Raw genomic sequence first — 24,714 nt, 5'->3', positions numbered from 1 at the left:
AAATAACAGATTTTGAGGAATTTACTATTTTCAGTTATCACTATTTTCCAGATACTTGTTCAAGTTTTTGTTAAGAATATTTAATTTTTACTCTTAATTCATCTATTTCACTAGTTAGGATTATTTGTTTATACAATACATTTTCCAAGTTTGCAGAACTTACGCACTCAGATCCTCTATTACATTGCTCCCTGACAACATCGACAATGCCGCTGCCGCCCCCAATACCCGATCGTTGGAGCAGGGAGCAGGGAGCAGGGAGCAGGGAGCAGGGAGCAGGGAGCAGGGAGCAGGGGAAGGAAAAATCGTTTTGATTCCAAAAATTGGATAGTTTATTTTTTGGAGTTCCCCTAAGTATCTCTCGAACTGCTTTAAATTCCGATGCCCTGAGATTTTCTGAATTACCCGCAGTGAGATACCAGCGTTACTCATCTGGGTTAAGGCAGTATGCAGAAAGCCTGCGTTCTACAGACTATAACGATTTGACCCCGATTAGTCAGAATTGGTTGAGTGAGATTAGCGATCGCTCCTATATATCTCCAATCACTGCATTAGGAGTGATCGTGGCATTTTGAGAAAATTGTACCTTAACCGCAAACGGCAATGGTCGCAAAATTGATTTAGAAATTGATTTGATTTCGCTGGTACCGAGTGAGTTAGAAATTAATTAAAAGTTCTCTTTCGTGTTGACAAGTATACAGTTCATTATATCTATGCAAGAATAGCGATCGCCGCTCAAAATGACTTCCATTGAGCAATCGAATGCGAGGTGCTGAAAATAACACCTGGCAACACATACTGCTTAGTAATGGTAAAACGCTAAAGACAATTAAACAACCACAAAATTGTTTTCGGTTAGTGACAATCCAGCTGATAATTCTGCAAATTTTACTTGAGTAAACTAGCCCTTTCAAGGTGGTGAAATTTGGAACGAAGGTTGGTTATTTCAACTTTCAAAAAGCCCAAAATCTGAGCGGAGGATTCAAGATGGTTGCGCTGAAACAACGTATGTTCGTTTGTCACCTTGAAAGGGCTAGTACAGCACGGCGCAAGTAAACCACCCATTCCAAATCAATAAAATGCTTATACTGTATTAATTTTGAATTTTGAATTTTGCTTTGCAGTACCAATCCTATAGTTATGCATTTAGTAAATCATAAATGAAGATATTAAATCGATTATTGATTATGAAAGAAGCGATAAATGAGCGTGGAAAGACCTATGGGCTAATAGCGATCGCCTTTGCGATCGTGATAATACTAGAATATTTGACACCACCTGAGTACGTATTTGGCTACCTCTACACAGGGACGATTTTATTAGCAGATTCTCGATTGAATCGGGGAGCAGTTTTGGGGATCACTGTTGCAGCTACAGGATTAACACTGTTGAATTTGTTTGTTCCCGGAGGAGAAATGATTAATTCCCCAACGTTGGCAAATAGGTTGATTGCAGTGTTGGCATTAGTGGTAACAGGTTGGTTAAGCGATCGCAACCACCGCAATGAAGAAGCGATCGCTTATACCCAAGCACAATTACGCTCCCAAGAACAACTAGCTACCATGCGTGAAGATTTTGTTTCTACCCTAACGCATGATTTGAAAACACCCCTATTAGGAGCAATTGAAACGCTGAAATATTTTCAAAATGAGCAATTCGGTGAAATCACACCCATGCAAGCAAAAGTCTTACAAACAATGGCTCGTAGTCATCGCAGTACACTGCAATTAGTCCAAACACTTTTAGATGTGTACCGCAATGATGCTGAAGGGCTGAAACTACAGATATCGCCAGTTAACTTGGTGACAGTGGCGGAGGAGATCGTCGCTACCCTAACTGAACTAGCGAAAACACGTCAGGTTTATATTTCTCTGCACTATGGCGAATCAGATTTTCGGAGCTTTCTCTGGGTAAATGGCGATTCTTTGCAACTTGGGCGAGTTTTCAGCAATCTCCTGAGTAATGGCATTAACCATACCCCTCGTGGCGGTAAAGTGGAAGTAGTATTTGAAGGTTATTCTAGCGATCAAGTGGTAAAAATACTCGATACTGGTTCCGGCATTACCGAAAAAGAGTTACCTCACTTATTTGAAAGATTTTATCAAGGAAATAGCGATCGCCACGTCTCCGGTTCTGGGTTAGGACTTTATTTGACCAGGCAAATTATTACTGCTCATGGGGGTACAATTTGGGCAGAGAATCGCTCACCACGCGGCGCACTGTTTGGTTTCCGACTCCCAGCTTGTCCACCACCGGGGAGATGAGGAGTGGGGGAGAAATCAATTCAAAATTCAAAATTCAAAATTCAAAATTCAAAATTCAAAATTCAAAATTCAAAATTAAAGAACTTCTGCCTCCTATTTCCAAATGACAAATGACCAATGACAAATGACCAATGACAAAAATCTTACTAGTTGAAGATGATGAATTGTTTCGGCTTGGTCTGCGGATGCGGTTGCAACAAGAAACCAGTTTGGAGATTGTTGCAGAAGCAGAAGATGGGGAACAAGCTGTAGAATTAGCAAATCACTATCCTCTGGATTTGGTCTTGCTGGATATAGGTTTACCGGGAATTGGCGGGATTGAGGCTTGTCGCCAAATCAAACAGAAGCACCCAAATTTACCAATTCTGGTTTTAACGTCCCGTTCTGAAAAACCCCTGATTTCGCGGTTAATTGCCGCCGGGGCGCAAGGTTACTGCCTTAAAGGTATTCCGGCTGAGTCTTTGATATTAGCAGTGCGATCGGTTGCTGCGGGCGCTTCTTGGTGGGATCAAACAGCAACAACTGAAATTAGAGCCGCTTTTGAAGGTAATTCGATGGCGGTGCAGTCTACAAAAACTGAGGAATCTTTAGAAAATCCTTTAACGAAGCGGGAGCAAGAAATTTTGGCACTAGTAGCAGCTGGCAAAAGCAATCAAGAAATTGCTGAAATTCTCTACATTGCCCCTGGTACAGTGCGGGTTCATGTCCATGCTATTTTACAGAAACTAGAAGTACGCGATCGCACTCAAGCCGCAGTCTTAGCTATCCAAAAAGGATTGGTAGCACCAGAATTGTTGATTAATTCCAATCCCTAATCCCCAGTCCCTAATCCCTTTTCCGATTTTGAAAATTGCGATGAGATATCAGGCTGCTCTATGGGAATTTCGATCGCAAACTCTGCTCCTTTGCCAGCAGATGAGGTACAACTAATATTTCCTCGGTGTTTTTGGACGATAATCTGATAACTAATAGATAATCCTAGTCCACTACCTTTACCCACAGGTTTTGTGGTAAAGAATGGATCGAATAAACGCGATCGCAACGACTCTTCAATACCAAGACCATTATCAGCGATCGCAATTTTGACTATATTCAAGTCTGTCACCTCTGTATGAATCCGAATTTGGGGAGTAGGGAGTAGGGAGTAGGGAGTAGAAGATTGATTCCCCATTCTCCATTCCTCATTTTCCATTCCCTCTTCTAGAAATTGATTCCTCACTCCCTCTTCTATTGCATCAATAGCATTATTCAACAGATGCATAAATACTTGATTTAGTTCACTCGCATAACAAGTGACTAGGGGCAAGTTACCATAATCTTTGACTACAACAATTGCTGGACGGTCTGCTGCTTCCCTGAGCCGATGTTGTAACATCACTAAAGTATTTTCGATGTCTTCATGGATATTTACCCGTTTCATCTCTGCTTCATCATGCCGAGAAAAATGTTGTAGCGCCAGTACAATTTCTCGAATGCGATCGGAGCCTCTATACATTGCACCTATCAGGTTTTGTAAATCCTTAATGATAAAATTTAGGTCTACATCTTTGGCTATTTGCTGAATTTTTGGCGTGGGTTTGGGATATTCCTGCTGATAGACCTCAATTATATTTACTAGGTCTTCCACATATTGACCAGCATATTGGAGATTTCCATAAATAAAACTGATCGGGTTATTAATCTCGTGAGCCAGCCCAGCTACTAACTGTCCCAGCGCCACCATCTTTTCGTTCTGAATTTGTTGAACTTGAGAAGCTTTCAAGTTGTCAAGAGCCTGTTGGAGTAAAAAGTTTTTTTCTTGCAGTTTAACTTGGAGCAAGCGTAAATTAATCTGATTTTCAATTCGCAACACCACTTCTGCACCATGAAAAGGTTTTGCAATATAATCTACACCACCAACATCAAATGCCTTTACCTTATCTACAACATCATCCAGAGCGCTAATAAAAATTACTGGGACTTCACTAGTTTTATCGTCAGCTTTTAGTTGTTGACAAACTTGGTAGCCATCCATACCTGGCATATTGATATCTAGCAAAATCACATCGGGCAAAACCATTTGACATGCAGTCAGCGCCATTTTACCGTTTAAGGCTTTGCGAACTTCAAAACCTTGTGCAGTCAACATCGCCGATAAAAGCCGCAAATTATCTGGGGTATCATCGACCACCAAAACATTTCTTTTCTGATGGTTAGTTTGATTAAAATGCATTATTGATCAAAAGTTATGCGTATAATTATTGAGGATAGTAAATCCTTCTTTGAAATCACCCGGTAATTTGTTGACCGATTTCACAAAAATACTTGTATTTATAGTTTAACTCTCACGTGGCTGGAGAATTTTGCAGACTATCGAAGCTATTGGCCAGTTATCACCTTTGGCAACCTGATGAACTGCTGTAAGGATTATAGTAGATAGCACTCACAGATTATCTAGCTGAGGATCAACAATGAAATTTTTCCCAGGTGCTACTTGATAGCTACCATTGAGGTGCTGAGGTGAGCAACTCAAGAGCCAGTTGTTGTTCTATAGGTTTAGAAAATAAATATCCTTGAGCAAAATTACAGTTTAAACTTCTCAATTGGGCTAACTGTTCTTGTGTTTCGACACCTTCAGCGATCGCACTCATCCCCATTGAGTTGGCAATGCCAATCATTGCTGGTACTAACCCCATATTTTCTTTGTTCTCCTGCATCCGTTTGACGAAGGATTTATCAATTTTGAGTGCATTTAAAGGAAAGCTGTGCAGGTAACTTAAAGAGGAAAATCCTGTACCAAAGTCATCCATAACCAACTTAATTTTTCGCTGCTTTAGTTGTTGAAGAATTATTTTTATCGCATCTGTATTTTCCATAATTACACTTTCGGTAATTTCTAATTCTAAATATGCTGGATTTATTTTATTTTCATAAATTATTCGGTCAATTTGTTCTACAAAATTCGGCTGTAAAAATAATCTTGCACTCAAATTGACACTCATCGTTAGAGGTTCTGGTGTCACTGGATAATGTTGCCAGATGCTTAATTGATGACAAGCTGACTGTAATACCCAAGTATTGATGGCATTAATTAAACCCGTTTCTTCGGCCACAGGAATAAATTCTATAGGAGAAACCAAACCACGAATTGGATGTTGCCAGCGCACCAAGGCTTCAAATCCAGAAATTCTGCCTGTAGCCAGAGAAATAATTGGCTGATAGTAAACGAGGAATTCTTGCCTTTCAACAGCCCTCCGCAGGTCATTTTCTAACTCTAAAAGCTGAATAGCTTCCTGATGCATCGCTGGATTAAAAACGTGATATTTGGCTCTTCCTTGAGCCTTAGCTCGATACATTGCCGTATCAGCATCCCGCAGCAAATACTCTGGGCGATCGTAATCTTTATTGCCCCAACTAATACCAATACTGGCATTCATAAAAACTTCATATCTTGATAGTTGAAAAGTAAGTGATAACTGTTGCAAAATCCTTTCTGCAACTTGGATTGCTATATTAATATCTGTGATATTCTCTAAAAGAATTCCAAATTCATCCCCGCCTAACCGTGCTAAAGTATCAACAGGTATCAGACATGCTTGTAAACGGTGAGCAATGGCTATCAGCAATTCATCTCCCACCGGATGACCAAGAGAATCATTAATAACTTTGAAGCGATCGCAGTCCAAAAAAAGTACCGCAAACTGATAATTAGATTCTTGCTTCGCCCGATTGAGAGCATTTTCTAATCGCCGAATAAACAAAACTCGGTTTGATAATCCAGTCAGGGAATCATGCAGTGCTATATCTAGCAGTTGACTTTGCAATTGCTGGCGGGAATCGATTTCTTGCTGGAGTTTTTGGAGAGTTTTTTCTAGCTCCCCAGTCCGCTGTTTTACCCGATCTTCAAGTTCAACATTTAGTTTCAATATTTCTAATCGCGCCGATCTCAATGCCAGTTGATTTTGCACGCGCACTAAAACTTCTTGAAACTCAAAAGGTTTGGTGATGTAATCTACACCACCCACTTTAAAGGCTCTAACTTTGTCAAAAACATCATCTAAAGCGCTAATAAAAATTATTGGAATATCGGCTGTTAGCTCCCAAGCTTTAAAGGTCTGGCAAATTTCATAGCCATCTACTTCTGGCATCATAATATCGAGTAGAATTAAATCAGGTAATAATGTTTGAGTTGCTGTCAGTGCCATTTGCCAGTTTAAAGCTTTACGAACGTTATACCCTTCCCTTGTCAATATGGAGGATAAAACCCGAAGGTTATCCGCCATATCATCAACGATCAAAATATCTTTTTTATTAGGGTCTAAATGCTCGTAATTCATTCTAAGTTTGTTGTAGTCAATTCCATGATTTTTTCAAACTGGTAGTTATTTGCTAAATCCCTGAGAACTTGGAAAACTTGAGCATTATCTGATGGAATTTGCTTGAGTAACTCTAAAATCAGTTCATCGCTACAGCTGGCTGCGGCATAGTGAACCTGGTGGAGCCACTCAGGTGACATTTGTGATAAATGCCCCAGGAGTTCGGCAACACTGACAAAAATCTGTGTAGCTCGATCGACAACTACTGTGTTTGTGGTTTCTACTTGATTGGTATATTTTAAACCCAGATGTTTGCTCAGTTTTTCCAATAATACTTCCTGTTTGAATGGCTTGCGAATAAAATCATCACAGCCAATGGACAAAATTTTCTGGCGTTCTTCCTCAAAGGCGCTAGCAGTTAGGGCAATAATGATTGTATTTGTCTGGGAGCTATCCGGCATTGTTCTAGAGAAGTCGTAAGGGGGAGCCAAGGCTGTTGGCATCCGCGATCGCAAAGTGGACGCACCAGAAGCATCATTTTCGATCGCACCAGTTGTTTCTGGTGTGGAGGACTCTTTGCGTACAACTTTCATAACCTCACCCTCGCCTGAATCGGTTAACTCTTCTGCAAGATACTGGCTCGCCGATGACACCAGTTGTTTCAATTTTGGGAACCTCCGCGACGTATTAGCTGTCCCATGCCCGATTTCTCTAGCTTTAATAATTCTTGTGGCTTCGTAACCGTCCATGACTGGCATTCGCATATCCATAAAAATCAGGTGTGGTTGCCAAGATTCCCAATTAGCGATCGCTTCACTACCATCTGTAGCTTCGTTAACTTCAAAGCCTAGAGATGTGAGAATTTTAACTAACAAGATACGGCTTTCTTTGGAGTCGTCAACTACTAGGATACGGTATACTTTTTCACTAGGTGCTAAAGCTCTAATTTGTGATTTGATTTGGTTTATCGGGATTTCTGTGGGGCAAGTTAGAGCAATCTGAACGTTAAAGGCAAATGTACTACCGACACCAGGCATTGTGCTAACAGTAATATCTCCTCCCATCAGTTGCACGTATTTACGGCTAATCGCTAAACCCAGTCCCGTCCCTTGTTGGAATTTTCTGCCGATTTCAGTTTGTTCAAAAGCCTCAAACAGCAAGTCAAGTTCTTGTGGGGCAATACCACAGCCAGTATCTTGTACCTCGAAGAAAAGAACAGAGGGATAAGAAAGATTTTGCTCCCCTTGCTCCCCTGCTCCCCTGCTCTTTTGCTCATCAACCCCCAGTCTCACCCGTAGCGTCACCCTCCCTCGCTCGGTAAATTTGATCGCATTTCCCAAAAGGTTGAGCAATACTTGACACAGTTTATTTTCGTCCGTTTCTATGTATTTAGGAATATCTGGCGCATATTCAAACAGTAATTCTAAATTTTTAGATGCAGCACGCAAGTGCAACATCTCTTCTAAGTTCTTCAACAAATGAATTAAGTCAAAGCTGCTGCAATTTAAGGTGATTTTGCCAGCTTCGATTTTAGACATTTCTAGAATGTCGTTAATTAATTTGAGTAGATGTTCGCCAGCACGATTAATTATTGCCAAGTTTTCTTGATGTTCGCTAGATAGCGAATAATCTCGACTCATGACTTGGGTGAAACCAAGAATGGCATTGAGTGGGGTACGCAGTTCGTGACTCATGTTAGCAAGGAATTCGCTTTTGGCGAGGTTGGCGGCAGCACTTCGCGCCGCTTCCCGAACAGCTGCTTGTTGTTCCTGTGCAGCGATTTTTTGCGATTGAATCAGTTCTTCTTGGGTCGTTTGCAGTTGCTCGATAACTTGCTGGAACTCTTCAGTACGTTTTTTTACTTGAGCCTCTAAGGTGCGATTGTATTCTGCTAATAACTTTTCTGTTTGTTTGCGTTGGGTAATATCAAAAAATGTGGCGCTCGCAAAAGCCACATTCCCTGATTCATCATAAATTGGCTTTCCTAAAACCTCAATGGTATTAATCTTGCCACAACGGCGAATTTCCATATCATCAACCCTGGTGCTTTGCCCTTGTAATGCCCTTAAAATCGGCAGGCGATCGCTGGGGTAAAGTTGATCTGTCCCGGCAAGGTAAGCTTGATATACCTTTGATAATTCTTCGGTGCTAACTTCTGCGATCGCTCCTTGACCGAGAATTTGCTGCCCAATCTGATTTGTATAATAAGGTTCACCTTCAGCATCGATGATAAATACACCTACCGGCATGGCTTCTAAAAATTGAGTTAGCTGACTGTGATTATGAGATAGCGCTTCATTTAAAACTTGCATTTGGGCATTCTTTGCTTCTAAAGCACTAAAGGATGCTTGGAGTTGCTTTGCCATAGTTTCAAATGATTTGGCTAGTTCTCCCAGTTCATCGGAACGCTGAATGTCTGGTATTTGCTCCCATTCACCTTGAGCAATTTTCTTCGCCGAGCTGTTTAATTGTAAAATCGGCTTAATTACCCAACGAGCAGTCAAAATCCCAATTCTTGTAGCCACTAAAAAAGCAACTATGCACAGCAAAATAGTGATGCGGGTGTTGGCGTTAATTTGCTCCATAAATTCCCCTTCGGGAATCACCGCCACAATTAGCCAATCTAAACCGAGTTCGTCCTTCCAGCTTTTTACCTGTACGAAATAACGCATTCCATCGGCGGTAAAACTTAGCTGTTGCTTCCCCACAACAAATTTAAGACTGCCAAAGTGTTCGATTAAAGACTGTGCTGTGAGTTTAATTAAAGGATTTTGACTATCTAATGCTGATAGACGTTTTCCTTTTCCATTAACGATCGTATATGGTGGTTCGCTAGTGGAAGAAGCCACTATTAACCCAGAACGCTCTAAAATAAAAGTTTTACCCGACTCTTTAATCTTTAACTTAGCTAAAAACTTGCCGATTTGTGATAAGAGCAAATCAACACTAATCACCCCAACGAATTGGCGATTTTTATCGTAAACAGGATAGCTGGAAGATATGGATAAAACTTCTGGTTTATCTTCCCATTGATAAATTTGACTCCAAACTCGTTTGCCTATCTTGACTGGATCTGTATACCAAGCTTCTGTGCGAGGATCGTAATTTTTGACTTCCTGTAAATGGCGGCGATTTCCTCGCTTGTCTGTAGGATAAACATAGAGTTTGCCTATACCATGTTTTTCGCTAACTTCATTAATTAAGAGCTGGCCATTATCTAGACGTTCAACACCGATAAATTCACCTTTGGGATTGGCAAAGCTGTTGTAGCCAACATTGAAAACCTGCATTTGTTTCCAAAAGTAATTGCCGGTGGTTTGAAAGTCCGAAAGGTTGAGCAAACGTAGCTCAATCGCATCTAAGTTGATTTGATTAATTTGCTTCGGGGTTGTTAAATAGCTATCAAGATGCTGTTCAATGCGATCGCAGATTTCATTTTCTAATTGAGTAGCAAGCTCCCTTACCGCTTTTTGGCCATTTTGATACGAAAGATAGCCCACAAGTCCCACCGCACCACAAATTTGCAAGATAAAGGGCACAATCAGAACATATCTCAAGGGCATCTTGGCATAAACTTTGCCAACTAAGCGATTAAATGATTTGACGGGCTGAAGTTTGGATAACATTGTAGTTTTATTCTTCCCCAGCATCTACTAGGTGCATTTTGCCATGCCAGCTACATTTTATATAAGTATAATTACGGCATACATTGATTTTTATAAAAATTTTATATTTTTAGTATAAAACAGTACAAAATACTTGTACTTATTTGACTGGCACAATTCCTCCAACGCCTAATTTTCAATCTTTGCGCAGGAGTAGTCCATTATAGAAATCGCCTACGTAGGTACGCCATCGCACCTGAATTTGCTCAGTTTTATCTGGCAATATTTCAACAAATTTTCTCAGATGAACTGAAATTTAATCAATAAGCTCCAGTATGCCATTCTAAAATTCAGGTCGCCATTAGCACCCAATCCTAAATTTAATTTTTAATTGCTAATGTCTTGATTTTTTGGTCTGAAAACCTCTGGACTTGTACAAAAACTTATATTTAACTACAACAATTTTAGAATTGTCATGCAAATACACAGCATAAACAAAAAAATCCAAAAAAATTTACTTTGTATTTTTTATTTTGACGAAATGTTAAGTTTGATTTTAGCATGACGCTTGGCATTGACAAATCTAGCTTGTTCGTCAAAAATTGCAAACTTGCGGTCATACTGTAGTGCGCCACTGGCAAGAACTCTAGCGTTCTCAACTTCAACACCATCCAGTGATTTAACTGGATACAGTAAAATCTTAGCTAGGTAAGGTGTCATAGCAATATTTGGATTTGAGATTTGGCAAAAAGTCGCAGCAATCTCCTTTTAGCATCTGGCTTTGCCAAGGGAACTCCAAGAAATAAATTATTCAATCTTGTAGAGTGGGCATCTCGCCCGCCATAGGAAATGGGCAAGCAAGACGCCCACCTCACAATAAATAATTGAATATTTTTTTATTTGGAAGTCCCCAATGCTAAGAGCGAACTGAACTTTTCAAAACGGATTTTGGATTTTAGATTGGTGATTTAGTAGTCCCCAATCTAAAATCTAAAATTTTTTTGTTAATGAGCTATTTGAGCAATATTGTTTGTTAATTATGGATATACTGGCGATTTATCGATTCCACCAACATGATTTAAAGGCCAGAAACGAACTACAGCACGTCCAATAATATTCTGGCGGGGGACAACACCCCAGCAGCGGCTGTCATAACTACTGTTACGATTATCACCCAGTACTAAATATGAATCGGCTGGTATAGTCTGGGGTTTTGCCAAAAAAGGTGGCTGTGGCCCTGATTGGCAAACATCAATAACTGTAGTCTGCCCAGAACTGAGGTAATTAGATTCTGGGAGAGGTTTGTTGTTGATATAGACTTTGCCATCCTTAAGTTGTATTTTTTCTCCAGGTAAGCCAATTATACGTTTAATAAAAGCATCTTGATATTGTTCTTTTTGTAGTTCTTTCGTCGGTGAAAATACTACTATATCTCCCCGTTCCGGGTCAGCAAATTTATACTTCAACTTATCGACAATAATTTTATCTGCCTCCCACTGGTTTGGCGTACCATGCAGAGTCGGTTCCATTGAGCCAGAAGGAATCCAGCGTGCTTCAGCAACAAAGGTACGAATTCCCAGAGCTAAAACAATGCTTAATACAATTGTTCTACCTAGCTCTGCGATCCAAGAATTATCGGGTTGTTGACTAGAGTTGTTATCAGACACTTGATTATGCATGAAATTACTTAACTTAACGAAAGATGTAGGTAATTAACTAGCCTAGTGAGACTCGATCTGTTAATCTTAACGGGAAAATTTGAATTTCCTAGTTATGTTTGCATCTTGACTACCAATTTTAGATTGTGGATTTTAAAAATAAACTTTTTTTTAAGGCGCGGCAAAAATTGATTACTCCGATCGCGAATAAGTTTAACCTAAAAGCATGGTTCTCTGTAATACATAGCTCCCTGTCTAAACTTGGTTATCTCTATGTCATCGCCAAAAATGTTACTGATTCGCCGCGCTCGCATAATCTTACCCGATGGTGAACTGATGGTTGGGGATGTGTTGACGCGCGATCGCCAAATAGTCGAAGTTGCGCCAGAAATCTCCCAAACAGCACTAGCCACTGAAGTTGACGCAGAAGGCTTAACTTTGTTGCCAGGAGTTATCGATCCGCAGGTACATTTCCGGGAACCTGGACTAGAACACAAGGAAGATTTATTCACTGCCAGTTGTGCCTGTGCTAAAGGGGGAGTCACAACATTTTTAGAAATGCCCAATACGCGCCCCCTAACAACTACACAGCAGGCATTAGACGACAAACTAGAACGGGCCTCACACAAGTCCTTGGTTAATTATGGCTTTTTTATTGGGGCAACAGCAGAGAATTTACCAGATTTGCTTTTAGCAAAGCCAACACCAGGAATTAAGATTTTCATGGGGTCGATGCATGGTCAGTTGTTGGTTGATGGCGAAACAGCATTGGAGGCGATATTTGCCAAAGGCGATCGCTTAATTGCCGTTCATGCCGAAGATCAAGCTAGAATCAACCAACGCCGCCAAGAATTTGCCAATATTCACGATCCAGCCGTTCACTCGCAAATTCAAGACGATCGAGCGGCAATGCTTGCAACCCAACTAGCATTAAAACTTTCTCAAAAATATCAACGTCGGTTGCATATTCTCCATATGTCAACAGCGCTGGAAGCAGATTTGCTGCGTCAGGAAAAACCGAGTTGGGTGACAGCGGAGGTGACACCACAGCATTTGTTATTAAATACTAGTGCATATAAACAGATTGGCACTTTAGCACAGATGAATCCCCCTTTGCGATCGCCCCACGATAACGAAGTTCTCTGGCAAGCTTTGCGCGATGGCGTGATTGATTTCATCGCTACAGATCACGCGCCACACACCTTAGAAGAAAAAGCTCAAGAATACCCCAATACTCCTTCGGGAATGCCTGGGGTGGAAACTTCCCTCGCTTTGATGTTAACTGCGGCAATGCAAGGAAAGTGTACTGTGGCTCAAGTTGTGAACTGGATGTCTAAAGCTGTAGCTGTGGCTTATGGTATTCCGAATAAGGGAGCGATCGCACCTGGTTATGATGCCGATTTAGTGCTTGTAGATTTAAACACATACCGTCCAGTCCGGCGCGAGGAACTTTTAACCAAATGCCGTTGGAGTCCCTTTGAAGGCTGGAACCTTACTGGTTGGGCTAAAACCACTATTGTCGGCGGTGAAATAGTTTATGACAAAGGCCAGGTAAATACGCAAGTGCGGGGTCAAGCTTTAACTTTCTTGTAGCAAATATTTATTTAACCTTACTAAAACCCTGAATTTACAGCAACTACATGAGGTATATTCCTCCCCAAGCTTCACGCCAGATCGGGCGAGTGGGGTATTTCTGTACCTCACAATGTTAAAATTTGCTGTATTTCTAAGTGTTTCAAGTTAAATCTTCAACAACTACTCCATTCCCGCTATCAGATTACCTATTTAGATCGCTAAAGATGTCAAAAGAGGCAGGGGGCAGGGGGCAGGGGGCAGGGGGGGAGACTGAGACTCTTGCTTGTACTCCGCCCCAGTCCAAGCGTCTTGGAAAGACGGGGCTTCATACCCATGTTCCGCAATGCTTGTCGCTCTTGAGAAGGGCTTGTTCCCCCTGCTAAGAACTCCCTTCCCCTCTACCTCTTCGGTGATAAATCATCACAAAGACGCGATAAATTGCCGTCAAGACGAAAGACTGATTATTGTAGAGACGGCGATTTATCGCGTCTCTTGCCTTAACCGAACAGTATTAAGGGAGAGGGAGTCACTAGGACGGCATTCCCATTCTCCGACTGGGAACGAGACAATATCTAAAAGCTGCTTCTAGGCTGGCTTTCACGTTAATTTGACACAATGCTATGCGTACCCTTCTACAGAGAAGCAAGCTATAGGTAGTGTTTCGTAGAGAAGGCAGTTCGTTAAAAAAAACTTAAGTATTCTTCCAGTCGGATAAGTCGGATAAGTCGGATAAGAGTAAACAAGCTAATGGAACCGTATTGTGATTCATCTCATGATACTTGTCCCCAGAAAGATAACCAGAAAAATAATCAAAGATAATTGCTATGTCCTTCAAAATTTTGTCTTTAGATGGTGGCGGTATTCGTGGAATTGTTGCAGCACGAATACTTCAACAGGTAGAACAAGAAATTAGAAATCAAGGAAAAGGAGAGTTTTTACACGAATATTTTGACATGGTTGCTGGTACTTCTACTGGTTCAATATTAGCAGGAGGGATTGCTATAGGAAAGGAGAGTGATGAACTCATTAAACTGTATAAAAATAGAGGTAAAGATATATTTCCTCTACAAATAAAAGAGCGCTACAAAAACTTTCCGTCCATCATCAAATCAATTATTGAGGTATTTTCTCCATCTAAATATTCTCATGATGGAATTACTAGTGTCCTCAAAGATGCCTATAAATCCACAAGAATCAAGGATATCGAAAAACCCATTCTTTTGATTCTTGCTTACGATACGCTATATCGCAACACAACCTTTTTTACAAATTGTCATCCCGATTTAGGAGACAGATGGTACGATGACTGTTATTTATGGGAAATATGTACAGCTTCTGCCTCAGCACCTACTTTTTTTCCACCATATAAATTAGAACCTGTAGATAAACAAAAATTTGGTGACTGGGAATTCCCACACATTGATGGAGGAGTTTCTGCTAATAACCCTGCTCTTGCAGCTTTGAGTTTAGCGATGAGGATTAGTCAGTCTTCAGTATCTCCAGAAATCAAGCAACAATATAAACTAGATAATGTGCAATTAAAAGATATTTCTATCCTTTCTATTGGCACAGGTCAAACTGGTCAACCATATCAATATAAGCAAATAAGCAAATGGAGAGGCTTAGACTGGATCAAAAATCTTACTAACATCTTCATGGAACCTACATCTGAGATTGATAGTACGATTTGCCGACAAATTATGGGTGGATATGAGTCGAAACGTTACTTACGTCTTCAGTTTGACTTAAATGAGACATTTAAACCCAAACCAAAAGAGACTTATAAAGATCCTCGCATTGTCTTACCTCCAGAAGAGCGGAAAAATAAATTTACAGGGGAAAAAGTCACTGAAGAAATAGATAATACTAATTCCGAGATTCTTCAGCAGTTAATAGATACTACCTCTGCATTCATCGATCGCGGTCTTACATACTACACCAGAGACGACTCCGGTTCTCCGATAATAAAAGCGATCGCGTCTTTTATTAGAGATAACTAGCGATCTGTGTCATTCTTTACAAGTGTCTACAATTGGTTGGGGTTTGAATACCCATCCAATTGATCCCTACAGTCTGCTCAAGACTTTTTCTCGCTCGTTCCATCAGTTTAGATAATCAAGGGGCGATCGCACGTAATACCGATTCTGTATGAAGATGCGCTAAACCATAAGTACAAGAAAGAAAAACGAACCGCATTCGCGTTAGCGTCTCCCCTTGGGAGAAGGACGCATTCGCGTAGCATCTCGTTAGAGAAGGACACAAAGAAAGAAGTTAAAATTTGGCGCAGCCTCACAAAGAAATGGTATAAGCTCTAGCAATAACTGCCTTCTTTGATAAATTCTAGAAATTGTATTTAATTTACTAATTAAAATTTGCGTTTCTGATAAAGTTTAGTAAAGTCAAGCTTTACCTCTTCTTTGTACTACTACTATCACATCGTAATAATACCTAAGTTTTTTAATTATTAATTAACGGGGAGAAGATATAAAAAACCTTTTAGCAAAAAAATAGAATGTGTAATCAAATACATTTTTCTCAGCCCTGTTTTGTGTTGTTGCCGCAGTATTTCCCGAATGTTTTCCATGAGAACTGAGGCAGAGAAAATAATATGTTTTTAGACATTTTAGCTAGCCTGCAACGGTTATTTGTTGGTTATATTCCAGCCGCTGTATTGGGTAGTTTTATCGGATATTTAATCGGGATAAATAGCATGATTTATCAGCTATTTCGGCTGATATTTCAGATACCTCATAGTATCCCTCCTATAGCTTTGCTACCTATTGCTCTAATCATGTTTCAAGAAAGCAACTCGGCTGCTATTGTAGTAGTTTTTGTGGGAACTCTCTGGACGATGATTATTAATACGGCAATAGGTATGCAGCATTTCAAGAGACAGAATAATAACTTTCGTGTAGCTATATTTCATATATTTCATGCCTTGAAAGTTAGCATTTGGGTAGCCTGGTTTATTGTTATTGCCACAGAAATGTTAACAGGCCCAAGAGGACTTGGCTTTACCCTCTGGGATGCTTATAAGGCTGGCAATGCTGATTACATAATCCAGGTAATCTTATACATCGGTATCATTGGTTTTTTGCTGGATCAGTTACTAGATTTCGCAGCCTATATTCTCTCGCAAATGGTTTCAGATGGGAAAAAATCTTCTTAAACTTTATCTAGGCTTGCGGATTGCACCCTGCCAGCTAATAGTTTGCTTGGCAGAACGTATTCCCAAAGAACGAGTTGCTACGACTTCAATATCAACATTCACACCAGGGCGTAAAGCTTCGTCAGGAATTTTGAGCTTGCCTAAAGCTAGAGTAAAACGGTTGTAGTCACGAGTCACAAGTTGGTTAGGAATATCTCCTTCATATTCAGTTTTGTAGCCAGAAAAACCGTGCAAGCTATCTTGGGCGCGGAATTTCACGCGAAATTGAGTATTAATAGCATCAGACTTGGCTGCCAAATCGACTATTTTTAAGTTGAGATTTTGTCCGGCATCGGCAAACTCTGCTACAGCTAACCGGGTGACATCTTTTTTGGGAATGGCATGGTTAACGGTAAATGTTGTGAAGTTAGCCTCACTTTTGGTGTTACCCTCAACCCATAATTCCTCAGAAAAAGTAATTTCTACTTGTTTGTTATCAGTTAAATTTAGTGTTACAACTTGATTGCCAAAGCTGGTAATGGGTTGTCTTTCTTGCCAAACTATTTGAAAAGCCTCTTCTAGACGCTGTTCAAACTCACGGTAATCATCAACGATCGCAGAACCAGGAGCAAGTAGAGAAGCTGCTCCCACGCGTTGATTCCACTTATTCTTCGAGAGTGAGAACTGTTTGTTTATCAGTTCCGAAATTGGTAGCTGCACAGTTGGAGTATCACCCGCCAAAGGTTCCTTGCTATTAACAATACTCAAAGTTCCTAAGCGCCCTTGGCTACCATCGCTACCATTGCTGCCATCTCGCCCATCGCTACCATCGCTACATCTATAAACCTTTTCAGTACACTTATAATCAGGGCTACCAGGAGTTCCCTTACAGGTTTTTACTTCCCATCTTTGTCTGTGACAGTTACAACCCTCCGTACCATTGCCACCTCTACCGCCGCGCCCACCTTCCCCACTAGTTGCTCGGACAGAAATATTCCGTAAGTCTGCCAAATTGCTGTAATACACTGTGAGAGAACCACCATTTCCCCCATCTCCTCCTTTGCCACCATTACCGCCATTACCACCATCTGGTGCGTTTATGTTGTGGCTGACGTTATCAGGTTGGGAACCACAGTCAGGTTGATAACCATGTTCTCCGTCTTCCCCGTCTTCACCATCTTTACCGGACAAGTCAAGATTAACGGGTGAACCATTGACAAAAATATTTTGGTTTTCACCACTGCTACCATCTCTACCCTCACGTCCATCGGTTCCTGCGTGTCCATCTCTGCCATAATTTCTGGCTACTTTATAATATTCGTCAGAGGCAACGGCTGGACAGAAAACTGAACCTGAGACAGGCAAAAAGCTAGTAAATAAGCAGAATGTCAGCAGTAGTGGCAGCTTACTCCTAAAACCATTGTGCATCTAGTTACACCTAAAACTTTAGTCGAATTATCTACTCCTGACGCTGACTTTCAACAATTTGCTCCCTCTTGTCCAGTGATATCGTGTCCGGTTAAAAACTTATCATTTATTGAAGGAAGCAGAGAAAATCCACCAACCTACAATCAAAAAGACCAATCCCACAGCCGAAGCGATCGCCTCGCCCATAAGAGTAACTGGCAACTTGGGTTAATAGTATTTTTTCTGGCTCTATTGGTTAGAACATGGTCGTCACTGGGTCAGTTTACGCGAAAGACTCACCTTATATTCAAATTTTTATCTTGTGAGAGTTATAAAACAGCGCTAAAGCGAGGTAGTAAGTGTCGAAGTGTGACACACTTATGAAAAAGGATTAGCTTCTGTTACCACTTCCGGCAGTGGAATAAACTCTGTTTCATCTGGCACGCTAGCAAAGCGAGAGTCACGCCAATCAACTTTAGCTTGCTCTATTCGCTCTGGTCGGCTAGAGACAAAATTCCACCATTTGTAGCGTGTACCTAAAGGCTCACCGCCAATAACAATAAATCTAGCAGCGGCAGTAGCAGAAACCCTAATCCGATCGCCTGGCTCTAGAATAGCGAGACGATATTTCTCTATCGGTTGATCGTTAATCCTCAATCCCTCCGTGACACTGTATACTGCCCTTTGTGAATAATCAGTAGGGATAGTGAAGTGAGCGTTGGCAGACAACACTGCATCTAAATAGAGGATAGGTGAAAGAACTTTCACAGGTGAGGTATAGCCAAATGCTTGTCCAGCAATAAGTTTGATCGTAGCGCCATTGTCTTCCCAGGTGGGAAGGGTTTCAGCAGGATAGTGAATGAATCTTGGCTCGGTTTCTTCATGTTCAACAGGCAAGGCGACCCAGGTTTGAATACCATGAATAGTAGTTTCTTGCTGACGGTCAGAGTCAGGTGAGCGTTCTGAATGTACAATCCCCTTTCCTGCTATCATCCAGTTCACTGCACCGGGTTGGATTTCCTGCACAGTACCCAAACTATCGCGATGTATCAAAGCACCGTCAAATAAATAAGTTACAGTTGCCAGATTAATATGAGGATGTGGTCGGACATCGATGCCTTGATTGGGGGGCATAACGGACGGGCCAAGATGATCGAAAAAGATAAACGGCCCAACCATTTGGCGATTAGGATATGGCAAACTGCGGCGGGCAAAAAACCTACCCAGATTTTTAACTTTGGGTTCAATCAGTTGAAGGATTGCCATAAATCATCGCAGGTGATTAGTAAATGCTGTAATTATTATAAGTATATTTACTTGTAAATCAGCTAATCTTAAATGAGTTATCTGTTTGTTTTGTAGAGTTGATGCCAATGCGATCGCTTGTTCTTCGATCCTTTTTTACTATTAGAAGTATTGTTTGCCAACTAGAGAGTCTTTTGACAAGTGCGATCGCTTGAGGTTGCTCAGTTTTCCAAGCAATATAATTCACACGACCTTGGCGCTCGACATACTGACGCAACAACCTGTCCCAAGGTTCAAAATCAATCATTATTGCTGTGTTTATATGTTGTCCGTTGTTTTTACTTATACCTATACCAATTGAATCCTCAAAATAGAATGAAATAGCCCTGATTTAGAGCTAAGGGAATTCTTTAGTTTCGCGATCGCAACGTAGAGTTGAATTTGTACAAGTATTTATTTAACGAATTATAACAATACTATCTTTGGCAACTTGAAATCAGCGATACACTGAGGAAAATTCCTTGAGGAAGCGTTGATGGCACGGTCAAATGGGGTTACAAGTGAAACGTCTGTAGAGGAATTACCTACAGTTTCAGACAAAAATACGATCGCAATTGAAAATCCGTCTGAGTCAGTGGAGGATGCCCAGGATATTGACGACATATTGAACTCACTAAAAACCTTACTGAGTTCTCTAGAAAAGCTCCAAAAAGTCCGGCAGGAAGTGGGCGATATCAAACCGTTGATTGGGCGGATGCTTGATGGAGAATTAGTTGCTGGTGAAGAACTTGAGCAACTCAAAACAGGTGTGAGCAGTCTTTCTCGCCTTGTTCGTGCTTATAATGACCATCAAGTAGCGTTGGCTAAAGCACAACCTGCTAGAAACTTACTAGATCAAGTACTCAAAGAGCGTAAAGCTAATTGAGTTGAGACTGGGGATTGGGGAAGAAATTCTTTGGATATTTGGTTGGAGTCCCAATCTCCAATTTAACAGGCGATCGCACTTTTTTAAGAGAATGCGATCGCACTCCTAATTTTCTCAAAAATGCGTAGATGCAAAGCGGCTTGTCGTGAGACATCGCTTCTCCATCGCCTTTAGCTATGTCTACAGCAGCAAGATATATCGTTAAAGTAAGTATGGTATTATACTCTACTTACTATTGATGTTTTTCTTAATCATTGGCTAATAACCTATTTTAGGTTATGATGGCGAAAGCCTAGTATTACTTGCAAGGTAGGTATCGTAATGAAGACTAATAAAGAGAATCTACCCTTAGATCAGATTCTCTTAGAGGATAGCTTACAACTGCTAAGTAATCTGCCAGATGAATGTGTTGACTTAGTTGTATCCTCTCCACCTTATAATCTAGGCAAAGAATACGAATCAAGGCAGGCTCTTGAGATTTATTTGGCAGAACAAACAGCCGTTTTGCTTGAATGTAGCCGGATTCTCAAAAATACAGGTTCGCTATTTTGGCAAGTTGGTGCTTTTTCTAACCGAGGAATGCTGATTCCTCTGGATATTCGCTTTTTTCCGATTTTAGAGTCATGCAGATTAATTCCTCGTAACCGAATTATATGGGCTAGGCAACATGGTCTTCATGCCCAGAAAAAGTTTTCTTGTAGACATGAAACTATTCTTTGGTTTACTAAATCGGATAACTATAAATTTAATCTAGATGCTATTAGAGTTCCACAAAAATATCAAAATAAGAAACATTATCGAGGAAATCGAAAGGGAGAACTTTCATGCAATCCAGAAGGAAAAAATCCTGGTGATATTTGGCTGTTTCGGAATGTTAAACATAACCATGAAGAACAAACTATACATCCCTGCCAATTTCCAGAAGACTTGGTAGCTAGAATTATATTAGCTACAACTAACGAAAATGATATTATTTTAGATCCATTTATGGGAGCTGGTACTACGGCGGTGGTTGCGAGAGATCATAAACGCCATTTTATCGGGTCAGAGATTGAACCAAAATATCATCAAGTTGCCTTGCGTCGTCTCAGTGGCAATCCAGATCCAAATGGTTGTTTTCCAAATTTAAAAACATTGCGCGATTATGTTGAAAAAACTGGTCAATCTATTGATAAATTTAAGTTTGATGTGCAAGTAGGAAATAAAGCTTCAGAACGCAGCAAAGCAAAAATTTATTCAGAAGATTATCATTTGCAGGAAATGGAAGATAGATTAATCTATGAAGAATCTGCTTTTGCAGCTAATCTAAGAGGTGAAGAGATTCCATTAGATCCAAAGCTTAACGGGAATGGAAAAAAGACCTCTTTACAAAATCAAATGGTAAAACAAGTAGAAGAAGTAGAACAAATTGAATTGAGATTATGGAGTTAATAGATTAATTATTACAATAAGTTAAATAGACAACGACTACGGGCTGAACGTCCAGTAATGATTTGGCATTGGCGACTAATTCTAGTATTCACGGTTCTAGAATATCTTTTAGATGAATACTCAGTCCAGATGATAGGCACTATTGTATTTTGTTGTTCAAATAATCCAACCAATCTGATTGGTACATCAAAAACTTGATATTTAGTCAAAGCTTTTAATTGATTAAGAGCTTGCTCGTAATAAAGAGTGCTACTAGAAGCAGGAAACATCAAAGCCTTTGTTACTATAATTACCAAATTAGTCGGGTATCCAAGAAATTCAGTTTTAGCTTTGAAGAACAATTCTGAACGCAAAGTGTTATTGAGTAAGTAGGCATAGTTAGAAAATTGAATTTCAATGATGATGCCAGATTTGGCAAAATCAACATCTGTACCTAAAAATCTATAAGGTGCTGGAATGGGAATATTTGATTGCCAACCATCATGAATAAAAGCAGCTTTAATATATTCGTTCGTACCTACTGGATCAAATATTGTATTACCCTGAATTCCAGCTTGATCTGAAGCCTTGATATGCAAAGGCATTCTAGTGAGAGTATTACTAATCTCATGCCATTCGTTCTGGTATTGGGTATTAATTATTGTATCTGCTGCGTTAAAGTCAACATATTGAATAATGATTATTACGTCTCCTTTTGGTATCTCAACAATTCTTTGATAAAAGCAAGCGGATCGATTTCAAGAACTTGGGCAACTTGTAAAAATTCAATCACGTCAAGACGACGTTCTCCACGTTCATACTTTGATACATAAGATTGCGGAAGCTTTAGCTTTGCTGACAACTCTGCTTGAGTAAGCTTGGCAGCTTTGCGGGCTTCGATAAGTAGCTGGCGAAACCGATCGTAATCTTCGCTGAAAACTGATTTAGGCACTTTAGCTTGCCTTTTTTCTGGCGATGGTTTTTTCGATCTCGATGAGAGTTATTACATATTGCTAAACTCAGTTACATTCTAAAACCTAATATGGGATAAACCCAAAATAGGTTTTTAACAGCTATATGAAGACAACACGCGCGTAGGCAGTTGGCCTAGCCCATACGTGTCAACTTAAACCGAAAACTATATCAGACAGGCGTTTTGTAAATCCCTCACGCCCTCATCCCCTAACCCCTTCTCCCAAGGGAGAAGGGGAATTGAATGTCTAGCTCCCCTCTCTCTTGGGAGAGGGGCTGGGGGTGAGGACAAAATGTTTTTACCAAGCGGGTTTAGCGTTAAGTTGACACCAATGGGCCTAGCCTCTCTAAGAGTTGCCTGTCGTAGACATCACACCCTTAATTCCCCAAGGTCGTCAATGTGAAGTCGCTACATATCTAAATCTGTGGTTTCATTTGAAGGATATCAAATTTTGCAAGATATCTATTTATGATGATTAACATTGCACCTGCCATTGTAATACTGGGTCAAAATAGCGTGACAGTAGCACGCAAAATAATTAACGTCTTACCAGGGGCAACACTATACGGTTTAGAGGGTCGCACATCGGGGGTTGATGTCAGCTTCACAAATTTTGGCGAGACGCTGCGCGAGTTATTTGTGCAAGGAAGACCGCTGATTGGCATTTGTGCCGCCGGCATTTTAATTAGGACGCTAGCTCCGGTAATCTTGGATAAACGACAGGAACCACCAGTGCTAGCTGTGGCTGAAGATGGAAGTGCTGTTGTCCCTCTCTTGGGCGGACTTGGTGGGGTAAACGATTTGGCACGTCGCATTGCTGAAGCGCTGGATGTCAAACCTGCAATTACGACTACAGGCAATTTACGTTTGGGCACAACGTTGTTATCTCCTCCCCCTGGATACCATTTAGCGAACCCAGATGATGCTAAGAAATTTATCTCAGATGTGCTAGCTGGGGCGCAAGTTAAGCTAGAAGGAATAGCGCCTTGGTTGAGCAATAGTAAACTGCCCATAGACCCAAAAGGAGATTTGACTATCCAAGTTACAGAACGTTTGGTAACTCCTACAGCCAACTGTCTTGTTTATCACCCAGCAACGATCGCGATCGCAATTAGTGGCATGATTGATGATGCAGTAGCTTTAGTACAACAGTTACTAGCTGATGCCAAACTAGAAAAAGCATCAGTCGCCGGGATATTTGCACCGATCGCCGCCGCCGCCGATCCCGCAATCCACGCGGTAGCTAGCGCCTTGAAAGTGCCCGCCCGCTTCTTCACCGCAAATCAGTTAGAAAGTCTACTTTCACAAGGTTATAGCCCCGCCCAAGCCGCAGCGATCGCCGCCACAGGCACATCTCCCATTACTCCTTCAACTCCCGACATTGCGATCGCTATTGCCCCTGAAGTAATTGACCCCAACACCATCGGTCAGCCACGCGGACGGTTAGCGATTATTGGCACGGGCCCTGGTGGTTCGCTGTGGATGTCTCCCGAAGTGAAGGAGATACTCAAGTCGGCAACTGACCTAGTGGGTTATAAAACGTATTTAGATTTAGTTGGTTCTCTGGCTGATGGCAAGCAACGGCATGAGTCTGACAACCGCGAAGAAGAGGCACGGGCAAAGATGGCCCTTGATTTGGCTGCATCTGGGCGATATGTAGCTGTAGTTTCATCAGGCGACCCTGGTATCTATGCAATGGCAACAGCAGTTTTCGAGGTATGCGATCGCTATGCCAAACCCGAATGGGACAGTATCGACATTCATGTGGCCCCAGGCATCTCTGCAATGCAGGCAGCAGCAGCAGCCATTGGTGCGCCCCTTGGACATGACTTCTGTGCTATTTCCCTCTCTGACATCTTGAAACCTTGGTCTGCGATCGCCCAACGAATTGCGGCGGCTGCTGAGGCTGATTTTGTCATTGCTTTTTACAATCCTGTTTCCAAAGAGCGTACCTGGCAACTGGCAGAAGCGAGAAATATTTTGCTGCGACATCGAACACCAGATACACCAGTAGTGTTGGCCCGGAATCTTGGTAGGCCAGGACAAACGGTAAGAGCGATCGCACTTGACCAGTTAACACCAGCAAGCGCTGATATGCGGACAATTATTCTCGTTGGTTCCACAAAAACCCGAACCATCAAGCGCCGCGATGGTAATATCTGGGTTTATACGCCGCGTCGCTATACTGAACAGTAGGCACGTCAGCGAA

Annotated in this window: 18 protein-coding genes and 2 pseudogenes; 8 read left to right on the top strand and 12 right to left on the bottom strand. The window is 41.1% G+C overall.

The features are described 5' to 3' along the window. Positions 1-159: 159 nt before the first annotated feature. A pseudogene (locus tag V7K41_RS13475) lies at positions 160-456 on the bottom strand (hypothetical protein); the annotation flags it as partial. Between the two features lie 704 nt (positions 457-1,160). On the opposite strand from V7K41_RS13475, the gene V7K41_RS13470 reads away from it, so the two are divergent. Continuing rightward, on the top strand, positions 1,161-2,264 hold the full coding sequence (locus V7K41_RS13470; RefSeq protein WP_442943184.1) for a sensor histidine kinase: 1,104 nt from the start codon (positions 1,161-1,163) through the stop codon (positions 2,262-2,264). Between the two features lie 131 nt (positions 2,265-2,395). Continuing rightward, on the top strand, positions 2,396-3,079 hold the full coding sequence (locus V7K41_RS13465; protein ID WP_334848828.1) for a response regulator transcription factor: 684 nt from the start codon (positions 2,396-2,398) through the stop codon (positions 3,077-3,079). On the opposite strand, the gene V7K41_RS13460 is transcribed toward V7K41_RS13465, so the two are convergent. From V7K41_RS13460 to lepB, 5 genes and pseudogenes are all read right to left on the bottom strand, one after another. Further along, a complete protein-coding gene (locus V7K41_RS13460) occupies positions 3,076-4,476 on the bottom strand; it encodes a hybrid sensor histidine kinase/response regulator (RefSeq protein ID WP_334848827.1) in 1,401 nt (466 codons plus the stop codon). The genes V7K41_RS13465 and V7K41_RS13460 overlap by 4 nt on opposite strands. A 268-nt stretch (positions 4,477-4,744) precedes the next feature. Next, positions 4,745-6,580, bottom strand: a complete 1,836-nt coding sequence (locus tag V7K41_RS13455) for a GGDEF/EAL domain-containing response regulator (RefSeq protein ID WP_334848825.1) — start codon at positions 6,578-6,580, stop codon at positions 4,745-4,747. Beyond that, positions 6,577-10,185 carry an ATP-binding protein gene (locus tag V7K41_RS13450; protein ID WP_334848824.1) on the bottom strand — a complete coding sequence of 1,203 codons (3,609 nt, stop codon included), beginning with the start codon at positions 10,183-10,185 and terminating at the stop codon, positions 6,577-6,579. Before V7K41_RS13450 ends, V7K41_RS13455 begins: the two co-directional genes overlap by 4 nt. A 525-nt stretch (positions 10,186-10,710) precedes the next feature. After that, positions 10,711-10,884: pseudogene (locus V7K41_RS13445) on the bottom strand (MOSC N-terminal beta barrel domain-containing protein); the annotation flags it as partial. Between the two features lie 317 nt (positions 10,885-11,201). Continuing rightward, positions 11,202-11,843: a signal peptidase I gene (lepB, locus tag V7K41_RS13440; RefSeq protein WP_334848823.1), complete on the bottom strand. Its 642-nt coding sequence runs from the start codon at positions 11,841-11,843 to the stop codon at positions 11,202-11,204. A 252-nt stretch (positions 11,844-12,095) separates the two neighbouring features. Here lepB and V7K41_RS13435 point away from each other — a divergent pair, with 252 nt between their 5' ends. The 3 genes from V7K41_RS13435 to V7K41_RS13425 all read left to right on the top strand — a co-directional run bounded on the left by V7K41_RS13435 (position 12,096) and on the right by V7K41_RS13425 (position 16,566). Then, on the top strand, positions 12,096-13,415 hold the full coding sequence (locus tag V7K41_RS13435; protein ID WP_334848822.1) for a dihydroorotase: 1,320 nt from the start codon (positions 12,096-12,098) through the stop codon (positions 13,413-13,415). Positions 13,416-14,221: 806 nt separating this feature from the next. Next, positions 14,222-15,397, top strand: a complete 1,176-nt coding sequence (locus tag V7K41_RS13430) for a patatin-like phospholipase family protein (protein ID WP_334848820.1) — start codon at positions 14,222-14,224, stop codon at positions 15,395-15,397. 608 nt (positions 15,398-16,005) lie between these two features. After that, complete coding sequence (locus V7K41_RS13425) at positions 16,006-16,566, top strand: nitrate transporter (protein ID WP_334848819.1); 561 nt, start codon at positions 16,006-16,008, stop codon at positions 16,564-16,566. A 3-nt stretch (positions 16,567-16,569) separates the two neighbouring features. Here the strand turns inward: V7K41_RS13425 and V7K41_RS13420 are convergent, their stop codons facing one another. From V7K41_RS13420 to V7K41_RS13410, 3 genes are all read right to left on the bottom strand, one after another. Further along, positions 16,570-17,973, bottom strand: a complete 1,404-nt coding sequence (locus V7K41_RS13420; protein WP_334848817.1) for a collagen-like protein — start codon at positions 17,971-17,973, stop codon at positions 16,570-16,572. A 357-nt stretch (positions 17,974-18,330) separates the two neighbouring features. After that, the gene (locus V7K41_RS13415) at positions 18,331-19,218 is read right to left on the bottom strand and encodes a pirin family protein (RefSeq protein WP_334848815.1); all 888 of its coding nucleotides are present in this window, start codon (positions 19,216-19,218) and stop codon (positions 18,331-18,333) included. Positions 19,219-19,276: 58 nt separating this feature from the next. Then, a complete protein-coding gene (locus V7K41_RS13410; RefSeq protein WP_334848813.1) occupies positions 19,277-19,504 on the bottom strand; it encodes a hypothetical protein in 228 nt (75 codons plus the stop codon). A gap of 228 nt (positions 19,505-19,732) precedes the next feature. On the opposite strand from V7K41_RS13410, the gene V7K41_RS13405 reads away from it, so the two are divergent. After that, positions 19,733-20,122, top strand: coding sequence for a hypothetical protein (locus V7K41_RS13405; RefSeq protein WP_334848812.1), 390 nt, complete (start codon positions 19,733-19,735; stop codon positions 20,120-20,122). Here V7K41_RS13405 and V7K41_RS13400 read toward each other — a convergent pair. Next, positions 20,115-20,276 carry a hypothetical protein gene (locus V7K41_RS13400; RefSeq protein ID WP_334848810.1) on the bottom strand — a complete coding sequence of 54 codons (162 nt, stop codon included), beginning with the start codon at positions 20,274-20,276 and terminating at the stop codon, positions 20,115-20,117. The two genes, V7K41_RS13405 and V7K41_RS13400, sit on opposite strands and share 8 nt — an antisense overlap. Before the next feature lie 167 nt (positions 20,277-20,443). On the opposite strand from V7K41_RS13400, the gene V7K41_RS13395 reads away from it, so the two are divergent. Beyond that, a complete protein-coding gene (locus V7K41_RS13395; RefSeq protein WP_334848807.1) occupies positions 20,444-21,553 on the top strand; it encodes a DNA-methyltransferase in 1,110 nt (369 codons plus the stop codon). Positions 21,554-21,564: 11 nt separating this feature from the next. On the opposite strand, the gene V7K41_RS13390 is transcribed toward V7K41_RS13395, so the two are convergent. After that, the gene (locus V7K41_RS13390) at positions 21,565-22,191 is read right to left on the bottom strand and encodes a restriction endonuclease (protein WP_334848840.1); all 627 of its coding nucleotides are present in this window, start codon (positions 22,189-22,191) and stop codon (positions 21,565-21,567) included. Between the two features lie 44 nt (positions 22,192-22,235). Further along, the gene (locus V7K41_RS13385) at positions 22,236-22,484 is read right to left on the bottom strand and encodes a helix-turn-helix domain-containing protein (protein ID WP_334848805.1); all 249 of its coding nucleotides are present in this window, start codon (positions 22,482-22,484) and stop codon (positions 22,236-22,238) included. Positions 22,485-22,973: 489 nt separating this feature from the next. Here V7K41_RS13385 and cobJ point away from each other — a divergent pair, with 489 nt between their 5' ends. Further along, positions 22,974-24,701 carry a precorrin-3B C(17)-methyltransferase gene (gene cobJ / locus V7K41_RS13380; protein WP_334848804.1) on the top strand — a complete coding sequence of 576 codons (1,728 nt, stop codon included), beginning with the start codon at positions 22,974-22,976 and terminating at the stop codon, positions 24,699-24,701. Positions 24,702-24,714 lie beyond the last annotated feature (13 nt).

This window comes from Nostoc sp. (assembly GCF_036917415.1).
Classification (GTDB): domain Bacteria; phylum Cyanobacteriota; class Cyanobacteriia; order Cyanobacteriales; family Nostocaceae; genus Nostoc.
This window is presented reverse-complemented; position numbering and strand designations above follow the sequence as displayed.